This window comes from Anabaena sp. UHCC 0187, assembly GCF_009712035.1.
Lineage (GTDB): Bacteria > Cyanobacteriota > Cyanobacteriia > Cyanobacteriales > Nostocaceae > Dolichospermum.
On the sequence record NZ_VILB01000045.1, the window covers coordinates 1 to 11,248 of the forward strand.

General features: G+C 35.3%; 6 protein-coding genes and 1 pseudogene. 3 read left to right on the forward strand and 4 right to left on the reverse strand.

Annotated elements, in window-relative coordinates; genetic code table 11:
• The first annotated feature begins 194 nt into the window (after window positions 1-194).
• The gene (locus FJR11_RS22960; protein WP_168507957.1) at window positions 195-1,055 is read left to right on the forward strand and encodes a hypothetical protein; all 861 of its coding nucleotides are present in this window, start codon (window positions 195-197) and stop codon (window positions 1,053-1,055) included.
• 55 nt (window positions 1,056-1,110) lie between these two features.
• Window positions 1,111-1,710 (forward strand): hypothetical protein, encoded by a 600-nt coding sequence (locus FJR11_RS22965; RefSeq protein ID WP_168507959.1) that lies wholly within the window; start codon window positions 1,111-1,113, stop codon window positions 1,708-1,710.
• 201 nt (window positions 1,711-1,911) lie between these two features.
• On the opposite strand, the gene FJR11_RS22970 is transcribed toward FJR11_RS22965, so the two are convergent.
• The 3 genes from FJR11_RS22970 to FJR11_RS22980 all read right to left on the reverse strand — a co-directional run bounded on the left by FJR11_RS22970 (window position 1,912) and on the right by FJR11_RS22980 (window position 9,848).
• Window positions 1,912-2,229 carry a hypothetical protein gene (locus FJR11_RS22970; RefSeq protein WP_174763181.1) on the reverse strand — a complete coding sequence of 106 codons (318 nt, stop codon included), beginning with the start codon at window positions 2,227-2,229 and terminating at the stop codon, window positions 1,912-1,914.
• A 153-nt stretch (window positions 2,230-2,382) separates the two neighbouring features.
• Window positions 2,383-3,165, reverse strand: a complete 783-nt coding sequence (locus FJR11_RS22975) for a hypothetical protein (protein ID WP_168507961.1) — start codon at window positions 3,163-3,165, stop codon at window positions 2,383-2,385.
• A 44-nt stretch (window positions 3,166-3,209) separates the two neighbouring features.
• Window positions 3,210-9,848 carry a hypothetical protein gene (locus FJR11_RS22980; protein WP_168507963.1) on the reverse strand — a complete coding sequence of 2,213 codons (6,639 nt, stop codon included), beginning with the start codon at window positions 9,846-9,848 and terminating at the stop codon, window positions 3,210-3,212.
• Window positions 9,849-9,901: 53 nt separating this feature from the next.
• On the opposite strand from FJR11_RS22980, the gene FJR11_RS22985 reads away from it, so the two are divergent.
• Window positions 9,902-10,432, forward strand: coding sequence for a hypothetical protein (locus FJR11_RS22985; protein WP_168507965.1), 531 nt, complete (start codon window positions 9,902-9,904; stop codon window positions 10,430-10,432).
• Between the two features lie 180 nt (window positions 10,433-10,612).
• Here FJR11_RS22985 and FJR11_RS22990 read toward each other — a convergent pair.
• Window positions 10,613-11,248 (reverse strand): annotated as a pseudogene (locus FJR11_RS22990) (relaxase/mobilization nuclease); the annotation flags it as partial.

The following is an 11,248-nucleotide window of genomic DNA, read 5'->3' on the forward strand; positions in this document are numbered from 1 at the left end:
GTAGTTTTCCGTCTAAGGGATATTCTTCGTCAAGGAGATCATTAAATTCTGGGTTATAAGCACAGTCTTATTTTGCACTTTTTCAAACAACGGCTTGAATGTAGGTTTCAACATTGGTTCAATAATTGTTGTTTTGCGTTAGAATCAAACTAATAAATCTATGCAAACAGTATTAAAATTCAGGTTTGATTTGTATGTTTCAAAATAGTTATTCCGACACTGTTGCTCAATTGTTTAATTATCAAGAAGGGACAGGGAAATTATCCCCAGATAAATGGCCTAACTACGATGAATTAGGTATTACTACTGAACATATTCCTGAGTTGATCCGTTTAGCAACTGATGAGGATTTTTACACTATACATCATAACGACCTTTTATATTATGAAAGTGGTTTATTGGAATATGCACCAATTCATGCAATACGTATATTAGGAAAATTCCGAGTAGAAGAAGCAATTGAGCCATTAATTACCTTATTATCCAAATTTGATAAGTTTGATTTTAAGGATGAAATATTGTTCATTTTGGATGAAGAATTAAAAAATGTTTTGAGCCTGATTGGTTTACCTGTAATTCCAGCACTTTCTACTTATATTGCCGATGATTCTCATGGGCAATTTTCCCGGATTATAGCTATTTTAACTATTAAAACCATTGCCTCTATCTATCCAGAGTATTACCAGTATTGTGTTACTTCTTTATGTCAACAGCTAGAATCTTTTAGAGACAATGATCCTGAGTTTAACGGTCATATTGTCTGGGTGCTTTCTGATATGAATGCAATAGATTGTTTACCTTTAATTGAGCGAGCTTTTCAAGCAGGGTGTGTTGATGAGGATGTGATAGGAGATTATGATGAAGTGCTTGTCAAACTTGGTTTAAAGGATATCACAGATATCTCTCCTAAAACTATAAAAGCGACTGGTACAGAGAACCCCATATCCTTAAATTTTACCACTTCTCCTAGATTTAAACAACTTGAGAAACTGAATAAAGCACAGCAAAAGAGAGACGCTAGAAGAAAACGAAATTTAAACCAATTGGGAAAATAAGTGATTTAAATAGCATATCAAGTAGGATAGAACCGAAAATAATAAGGTAATACAAATGGCTTATAGTGATTTTACATTGAGTAAATTTAAAAAGGATTTCCATATTCATATTAATGAAGAAATGGATTTATTTGCTAATATTGAACCTATCCAAATAAGTGAAAAACTTAAAAATAGTTTAGAAGAAACTACGGAATTGGCATTAGCAATTAATACTGAAAAAGCCCGTTCTGAAATGATTATTACCCCTATTCTATTAGAGGTAAGACGTAGGGCTAATTCTCAAATTAGTTTATTTTCAGGAAGTGATTTTAATGTTGATGTTGAAAAAGGTTTAAATGGTTATTGTGATTTTGTAATCAGTCGTTCTAAGGAACAGTTAACAATTAATGTACCTGTAATGATTATTGTAGAAGCAAAGAACGAAAACATTAAAGGTGGTTTAGGACAATGTATGGCAGCAATGTTAGCAGCACAATTGTTTAATGAGCAGGAAGGTAATGAAATTAAAACTATTTATGGTGCTGTTACTACCGGAGATATTTGGAAGTTTTTGAAGTTGGAAGGAACTAATGTATTTATTGATTTAAATAATTATTATATTAAGGAGTTAAACAAGATTTTGGGCATTTTGTGTCAAGGGGTTCAGGGGTAAAAATTATTTAAATACATTCAAGATAATATCTTTGATTTCAATAACAATATTATTTTTGATAATAAAAAGATCAAAACTCATTTTTGTAAAATTATTGGTTTTACCGCTCCCCCTTATAGAAAAGAATATTAATTTAATTATTGTAGCGACTGTCTGGATTATCACTTGACAATCAAGACAGTCGCTACAATAAATTTTGTTTTACATAAAGGGAAAGGTAGAGCCATCATTATTAATTTCTTCCAAAATCCCTTGTTCATTAATTCTAAAATCTATATCTGCACAACTTTCCATCAAAGTCAATAATCCTAAAGAATGAACGGGAAGACTTGCAGATAAAAAAGCTTTAAAAGCTGTATCATCCTGAAAACCTATCATCTGTCTAAATTCATTAAAATTAATAAACCCTTCCAAAAAAGCTTCTATAGCTAATGTATTGAGAACTTTTTGGGATAAATCCTCTAATTTATCCTGGATTTTATCTGTTAAATTATCTGGTAAATCAATTGTGATTTGCATAATTTGACAATCTCCCAACTCTACATTTTTATTTTACTTCTTAAAAGACGTTTAAAGGTCCTGGCGTAAAAAAAGATGTTCAAAAATCAAATAGGAGTCCTATGTAACGTCTTTATATCCAGGAATCAACCATATCTTGATAAACAAATTCTATTACTCTCCTAACTCTTGTTCCTTTTTAAGTAATTGATTACTTTGATTATACTCCATTAACGCTATCAGTTTAAACTTTTCTATCTCTGCTTCTGTTAATTGATTTGTAGTAACTTGAAACTGGGCATAATTTGTTTTTCTCACAGCATTTAAAGCAACATCGGCTTCAGAATATAAATGTTGCTTTCTTTTCAAGATTAAAATTTGCTCCTCTGTCGCTGTAACTTGTAGTGAAGCAGTAAATTCATCTAATTGATAAACTCTAATCTCTCCATCTTTACTATTTTCTACTAAACTTTTTTCGCTCATTAACCTTGCTATCATCAAAGGAATGACGTACAACATAATGTCTTCTTCATATATTTCTGTTTGGTTTTCTTCCTGTTCATCCACCAAAACTATAATTGAATCATTATTAATTTGATCGAGATTGTGTTTCTCCTTTTCTATTGTAGTTACAGTTAAATCATTTGCCAAGATAACTGGTAATTCAGGAATAAACTCTGGATTTTGTACCTGGATATCCTCTGGTTCAAATGTTATTATAACAGATTCTTCCATAGTCCTTCCAGAATTGAGACTAGCAATAATAGATGCCAGTGTTTTAATAGCATCACTTTGTTCTTCGACGCTTACAGTTTCTGTTACCGGAATTGATTCTAATTCATTGTAATCAACATATTCGAGAAGTTGGCTTAACATATAAGCAGCTTTAGCAGGGGAAATATCGGGTGATATTTTGGTTGATTCTTCAGTGAGTATAGTTAAAGGATTAGTTGTCATAAATTTATGCCAATGAATTCAATAAAGACTAATTTGGTTAAATATTAAACTTGAAGATACTGATTTTTGACTGATGCCAAAGATTGATTGATATTATTGTTGATTTCCTCAAATACATCAATAACTTCAGCCGATATTCGACTCTGGTTAATTTGTCCTAATTTAATATCTAGTAAAACACTTCCATCTTTTTTTATAATCGTTAAATCTTTGTGAGAGTTATTGATGGAAATCAAGTATTCTTTACCTTGTACTATAACGTCTCCATTATCTTGAGGAATGCCAAATACATCCCCCATTCGTTGAGAAATTTGGGTAAGACGATTGATAGAATGTAATTCTTGAAAATCATTATTCATTGCTAAGACCGCTTTTTTTGTTAATTCTGCACCTGATTTAAATTCATTACCAACCTCTACAATTCGCTGAATATATTCTGCTGACTTACCTAACTTTTGTGCAGTCAAATACCAGGTTCTTAATTTTTCTAATGTTGTTTTTTGATCCTGAATAGTTTTATCAGCAACTACCTCTTTTTGAACAATGTTGGATGAGGAAACGGGTGTAGAGTTAGGCAACTTTAGCCCATGAGATGACATCACAGATGATGGCTGTGTAGGTACTGGGGAAGATACTTCTGAATCTGTTGGTGTAATAGATTCTGCTTGTTGATTGGTAAGCGTAGTATCTTGTTCGAGCTTGACTGCGCGTGTGTACCCATCATTGACAGCTTCTAGCTTATACCCCTGTACTTCTAAATATTGTTTTACCAGTTGGTCAGTACCAGCAGCATTACCCACTACAAAAGAACTTTTGGAAGCGATCGCCTGATCAATTAACGGTACATAATGATTATTGAAGGTGTCCAAAATTTGTTGTTGAGTAACACCCCTCCAAGGACCAGAACCTGAAACCATAATCGTGTCATTAGCTGAGTACACCCCCGTATTTGCCCTTTCCCCCCAAGCTTTTTGATAATTACGGGTGCTAGAGAGTGTTTCAGGTGGTGCAGATGATATACCAATGAATTGAGTAGCTACTTCAGCCATTGCCACATCCTTTTGCATATGCGTTGCTACAGAAGCATTTAGGGGTTGGAGATTGGCAAGTGGGTTGGAAGTTTTGGGAGAACTAAGAATTTCTTGGACAAAATCTTTGGATTGAGGTGTGGACAGGGTTGTAATTGTTTGTACAGAAACCTTTGGTATCAATTCTGAGGATGCTTGAATAGTCTGAGAATTTTCCAACACTTTAGAATATCCCTCAATCAAAGCGCGAATAAACGGAGATTCTTTACCCTTGCCTTCCCAGTAGTTATCTCTGGTAGAAGTGACATAGTGAGTACAGTTTTCCAACCATTCTACTCCTCCTCTTTGGGTGATAGCTGCAAACAACTTGGGGTGTTGTTCTAACTTAGCTTGAATAATTTCTGTCATTAACTGTATTCGTGGTTCTCCCAAAGGTACTGTTGTTTTGTAGTGTTGGTAAGCTTGTTCAGCAGAGACAAAAGGGACTCCAGCAGGTTTATCTTGGGCATAAGTTTCTGGTCCATATTTACCGGCGGGTACTGCGGCGTTATCACGGAAAGATACAGGGTATTCTCCTTGGATTTTGCCTAACTCCTTGGCTTTAACAGTAGGATTAGTCATAGCCGCACCTAGAGGGTCAGAACTTCTCGAACCGATATTCACTGGAGAAGTAATGACAGATACCAGGGGTATGCCTGTAGATAAAGGTGGTGGTATAGGAGGTGTAACTAATGACTGTTCAAGGTTTGTACTGGGGAAAGGTAGGATTTTACTGTTGACATAATCTCCCAGCGGTTCTGTATGCAGTCCCCACACTTCAGGTTTATCCCTAAAAGTGGCCAGTTCTCGACTGCTGTGTTTTTCCATTGCGCCCCATTGTTGCTGATATGCTGGATCTGCAATCATTTCTGCGGTGATGCGGTATTGTTTACCTACTCGAAAGGCAACTTGTTGGGAACTGGATATGGCGATGGCGGAACGCCCGTTGGAGGCGATCGCTATTTGTGTAGAGTTTTGAGGAGATGGTCTGCTGGAAGTTATCGCACAATGGCCACCTACGGCGATCGCTATATCTCCCTCTTTAAAACCATAAGCTTTGTACGGTTCATAAGTTCTGGTTGTGTGGCATCTACCATATCCGCGCATAGCTTCAATAGTAGTGTTGACAGGTAAAGGGTTGGGTTCACCGTGCATTTTCATAGGAAAAACCATTTGCACAGGTTTACCGGCAATCACAACATCCTTCTCTTCCGGTTTAGAGACAATGGTGCTATTAGCAGGTAATACCTCAGCTACTGCGGATATAGTTTGCGGATTTTCAGTAACTACAATTGTTTGTTGTGGTGGATTGTTATTTGTTAAATTCGGTGTAACTGTAACAGGTATTGTAATTGTAGCTAATTCCTGAACTTTATCGAGTTTTTCTCCTATTATATGTGGTCTATTGGGAAGGGAATTAATATATTGATTGTAAGCACTATTTTTTCCTTCAGCACTTAATGGTTCTCCAAACTTTGTCTTCAAAGCATCAAAATCATCAGATGGAATTGTACTACTAACCAAGTAAATTAGAGAAAGACCCTTTTTCGTTTCTAGTGGTACATCTTGTAGTGATAAAACATTAAATTCAATATTTTTAGATTTAAACCAATTCTGAACTAATTCTGTTTTGTGGTTGTCCACTGCTATTCCTATTAATCCCAGTACCTTATCTTCCTGACTAGTAAACAATATTGTCGGACGTTCTTTGATCTTCTCCAGCAATAGTCCACTTTTTTCAACCATCACCTCTTGCTTTGTTACCGTATTTGATTGGGAATTATCTTGAAAAGCTTGAGATTCCTTTGTCCAAATTTGAGGATATTGTACTGTATTGGGTTCAATATTAATAAAGGTGTGAGAAAAATTGCTTTGTAACGTACAATTTACAGACCCTTGTTGACCATGTTTAAGCACTCCCAGATTTTGCAGTGCTTCCTTATCTTTTTTATAGTGAAGAACTCCTAATAATTCTCCATTTAGAAAAACAGCATCCCTATTTTTACTGGTTGGTACTTCTAAACTAACGCTTTTATATTCTTCTCCAGTAAAAACTTGTCCTTTAAAATCATAAACATTAATCTTATTAATTTTCAACAAATTCCCATGAGGTGATTCAGCAATAATAAAACCACCTTCATGTTGACTATCACCAATAGACTTTAATTTAAGTTGTAGCGGATTACCATTAGCTAAATAATTTATTTTTCTTAATTCTTGAATTGAATCATTATCCAATTCTCCTAATATTTGACCAGCCAATTTAATTTTAGCTGTGTCAATAGGAACTGCTACATTACCAATAGCGAGTGTGACTGGTTCACCATTAAAAGTTTTACCTGCATGAGAAAATTTACTAATTTCTCTGATAGTAATGTTGATTGGTGGTTGTGATGGTAAATTAATAGTTGCCGTAGCTGTATAAGATTCACCTGGTTTAATATATGCTTGTGCCTGAGTACCAATTGCTAATTGGCCTGTTCTTTGTTCCAAAACAGCAAATTCTTTGTATTTTTCGTCATTGTCTTTGACAAATACCAATCTAGAATTATGTCTTTCATGTCCTGGAGGATAGCGACTGGCTTGTATCTCTATCAAATATTTTTCTTGCGAATTCCATTCCCTACCAACAAAATTATCTCCTTCCTTACCAATTCCTAATACTTTGAGTTGTGAAAATTGTAACTCATCTAAGCGGCTAACTATTTCCTTACCAAAAGTTGCAAATACAAAGTTAGAAACTTTCTTACGGGAGTTCAAACTTGAATTATCTCCTTGTTCTAATTCATCTTGTCGAGAAGCTGATATATTCCATGTTGCGGCTGCGGCTGGTAATTTTTGGTCTTCAGGAATTAAATTATAGAAATTTTCAGCAACAGCATAAGCTTCTTGAAACAATAATTTGATTTGACTTTCTCTCAGTTCAGGTTTAAGTTCAACTAATGTTGCACCCTGAGTTATCATTCCTGGTTTAAGTTTATAGTCAATTACAGATTGTTGACTAACTGTTCCTAGTTTGCAATATTTAGGTTCTCCATTTTCCGTTTCTCCATCAATTTGCGCTATTGCTAATAAAGTATGGGGACGTTGTAAAGACCGATATTTTTCTGGAATTTCTTCTAAACGGATGTTGAGTGTTGAACCTTTCCAAATTCCTGGATGTTCGTAGCGAGTGAGATTAGTAATGGTAATTTCTGTACCATTGCTTGTTTTGACAACAGCATAAGGTCCTTGTTCAGTTTCTCGACGTTTATTTAATCTAGTAGCTACATTGAATTTATCATCAAATTCCTGTTTGGCTAATATAGCCTGAAATTTTTGTTGAGGAGTAAATTCTACACCTTTAAATAAATCTTGAAATTGGATAATAGGACGTGATTCTAAATGAGATGATTCAAAGTATTTATTAACTTGGTTAATTAGTAACTCTACTGGTGAATAGCCAGTAGTAGTAATACCTTCATTTAAGTAAGCAGATGAAGATTTTTTATCTTTAATATAATTAACATCTCGATAAAGATAGCGTTTGTTTTCAGCTATTACCTCCATATCAGGTTTTTTGGCACTTTTAAATAAATCCACCGCAATTTGATTTTGGAAACAAGCTGCTTCAATCATTTGTCGGTAAATATTGCGATTAATTGCCATTGCTTGTTCTATCACTTGAGAATTTCTATCTTGAACAGATGCAAGTTTGAGAAATTCCTGCATCTGTTCTCTGTATTCTTCCCTTATGGCTTGAGGATGGTTTTGATTATTTTCTAAATTGACTAATTTTTGATAATGACTACCAACTTGGTCTAAATATTCGGTTTGTTGTTGAGAATTTCCATAAGTTATTAAAGTTTCAATTTCTGACTCTAAAGCTTCCAGTGCTGTCACATGATTATTGATAATACCAACGCTGATACCATCACTCATGTGAATAGCGATTTCTTCAAATTCAGGTTGTGTACCATCTTCTCTGTAAAAAGATTGCTTTTTCAATTTGACTGTGGGAGCATAAGCATTTTCAGGCAGATTTCTGTATTCAGCTTCGGCGGTAAAATTAGGATATTTACTGGCTAATTCCACACCAATACAGTCACCATCAAAGTCTCGACCTTGACGTTCTGATTCTGTTTCTATGGGGTCTAATTCTTCTGTTTCAATACCTTGTGCTTTTAGGGCTTCAATCCTACCTTGAATGCGTTTGTGGTCTTCATCGTTGACTACGATAATTCCTGCCAAGGGGTTGCCATCTGGTCCTAAGTAATCTTCAATATGTTTGTTGACGGAAACACATAAACCATTAGCATTGAGGAAGGGGGAGCGAAAATTGAGAATTTTTTCACCCTCAGCTATCCAAGGCACAGAAATCTCACCATTTTTGAGTTCTTTGGAGGGAATAATCATTCCCCGGTCAAATGTGAGGACACGACCAAGGGCAATATCCCGCCATTCATTTTGTACAAACCGACTAAGTTCTTGTTTAACTTTCTCAGTTTCTAATAGTTGGGCATGACCAAGTAGGTCTGCTTTGATAATTTTGTACATTAACAAGTCATCTTGTTCAGATTCACTATCGTCTTGTAAATCATCTGCATATAAATTTTCATCTATCTTAGGGTCATCAGTAGATAATTTCACCGCTTTTTCTACAGCTTCATTTACTAATTGTTCAGTTTTTTGCTGTTCAATAAAAGCTTTACGTTTTTCATATTTTTCACAATATAACTGTGCTACTTTTCTGGGGTCTTGCTGGATTTCTGCAAGTTCTTGCGCTTGCTTTTCTAATTCTTCAGCAAAGTCTTTGATACCTTGGGGGAAAGAAGCCAGTAGTTGAGAAATGGCAGTCTTACCTTTTTGGGACTGTGATTTTTCACCTAACCAAATGGTTTGATTATATAAACCTGGTTTGATTTGGGGTTTTATGGGTGTAGATGGGTTATCTTTATCCGTTCCCTTGAAGCTAGATATGGGGATAATGAGGTCAATTTTAGGTTTGTTATTTGAATTTGCATATTTTATTTCGTCTAAGTTATAAGGACGAAGTGTGCCTTTGCCAAATCGGTATTTGGTGTCCTCTCCATCATGTTCTCTCCAACCAAAGCGATGCTGTACTACACGATAACTTTTATCTTTTTGTTCATTTCTGTTAGTTATTTGGTCATATAGTTTAGTGGTAATCTGACCATAGCAGTCACCTACAAATTTATATGCTACATCATTTGCTAATATGCCTCCATTTTCTCCATTAGTATCATCTACTACTAAAATATTTAACTTTTCATGGATGGCATTTTTACACGAACCTAAGAAAATGGAACCGTAAGCACCACGGTCTTTGCGATCTGGGCAAAGTTTTTCAATGACTTCTAAACATTCTACTGAACCGTAGAGTAGTCTAGTTTTGGATGACAACAGCAGAACATCACCATTTGGATGATTTTTTAAATTTGCTGCCGTGGTATTTTCATCCATCTGACCGAAAGAGAAATTCTTTTCTGGTAAGAAAAATCCTAAGAGTGTATTATCTAGATTTTCAGTTAAAATTGAGTTGGCATTTTTGGTATTGCCATCTGTATGAATCCATTGATTTAGTCTAGTGTCAAAGTGCTTGAATTCTAATGTCATAATTTTAGGTAATTTTTATTCCAAACCAAATTTTTATTTCTTGAGGTTTGATTATGTCAAGATTGACTCGTTGGTTAAATATGCACCGAGGAGAGTTGAATTTAGACGGAGTTCTCAAAGACGAAGCTAGAAAACAAATGCTATCTATAGGAATGAATAATGAATCAATTGAAGACTATGCAACTACCTTAAAAGTAAAATATGAGCATCTTAAATACTTGGATGAAACAGAACCTGAATCTTGGGTAAATTACACTGCTTATGACTTTTTCACAGAAGAAGAGAAGCAGCAATTTAATGGTGATGGGTCACTGAAGCCGGAGTATGTAAAATATGCTCATAGTATTGGTATGAGCGTTCAATCGTTGGAAGAAATGGAACGTCGTAAAAAAATTGAAGTTGACAATTACAATAAATTGTCTGCTCGATATGCTGAACAGGGCATCAATTTTGGTGAACAGCAGATGCAAGCAAGAATTACTGATAACAAAACCTATTTACAACGCAGGGAGCAGATGGAAATAGATTTGCGTAATTTTGAGGATGTTGATACTCTGCCGTTTGATCAAGACACACGATATTGAAACAAAGCGAAATTAGTAACTTAGACATCACAGATAACTACTAATAGTTCCCTAAAATTAGATTCTAAAAGTTACTTCAGTGATGGTGCTAGTGAAAAAAAGTAGAATTGGAGGTAGGTTTTATTTTGTGTTTTATATCATTTGATATAAATCTGAAGCATTGCTGATAAAACCGTAAATTTACGCCAATTCTTCTTGATTTTCTGGTTCTTGCTGCTGGTTGTGATTCAATAGCAACTCTTTGAGTCTCTCCAGTATTATTAAATCTTCGGATGTCAAACCTTTATCTTTGCTTTCAGCACCATCACGGAGGGGAAGTTCTGCAATTTCTTCTCCACTTTTGCGTCGCAGTTTGAGAATATCTCTTTCTAGTTCAAGGTCGTAGTATTTTCCTGAATATGTTTCAGGTTGCCCTGCTTGCTGCCAGAACAGGCGGATAATGGGGCTGATGCTGTCAGCGTAGTTTTTTGGTTTAGTACCCTGCTGGTGTGCGCTCAGGGCTGGTATTACATCATCTACCCGACTGGAAGTTTGGTTATTTCCGTCTACAGAAAATGCACTGCTAGGTTCACTGTCAAGAGCATTTTTTGAAGACTTTTCTGAAGCCATTGCCTTTGGCACTGCGCTCTGTGAAATTCCTGCGGGGCGCTTCGCTATCGCTTGATTAATGTCGTTGGTATTTGTATTAACTAATGCTATTTCGTCCTCTGGGGACAATGTTGCCATCATTGTTTTGACAGTAGTTTCTGGCATTTCAACCTGTTTTTTACCCCGACAGGAATGTATTGCAGGTAAGTCCCGTTCAGGGTTATAACC

Excerpts from the sequence above, each read along its gene's own strand:
- FJR11_RS22985 (WP_168507965.1), top strand. The coding sequence starts at position 9,902 with ATGTCAAGATTGACTCGTTGGTTAAATATGCACCGAGGAGAGTTGAAT.
- FJR11_RS22965 (WP_168507959.1), top strand. The coding sequence starts at position 1,111 with ATGGCTTATAGTGATTTTACATTGAGTAAATTTAAAAAGGATTTCCAT.
- FJR11_RS22970 (WP_174763181.1), bottom strand. The coding sequence starts at position 2,229 with ATGCAAATCACAATTGATTTACCAGATAATTTAACAGATAAAATCCAG.
- FJR11_RS22980 (WP_168507963.1), bottom strand. The coding sequence starts at position 9,848 with ATGACATTAGAATTCAAGCACTTTGACACTAGACTAAATCAATGGATT.
- FJR11_RS22975 (WP_168507961.1), bottom strand. The coding sequence starts at position 3,165 with ATGACAACTAATCCTTTAACTATACTCACTGAAGAATCAACCAAAATA.
- FJR11_RS22960 (WP_168507957.1), top strand. The coding sequence starts at position 195 with ATGTTTCAAAATAGTTATTCCGACACTGTTGCTCAATTGTTTAATTAT.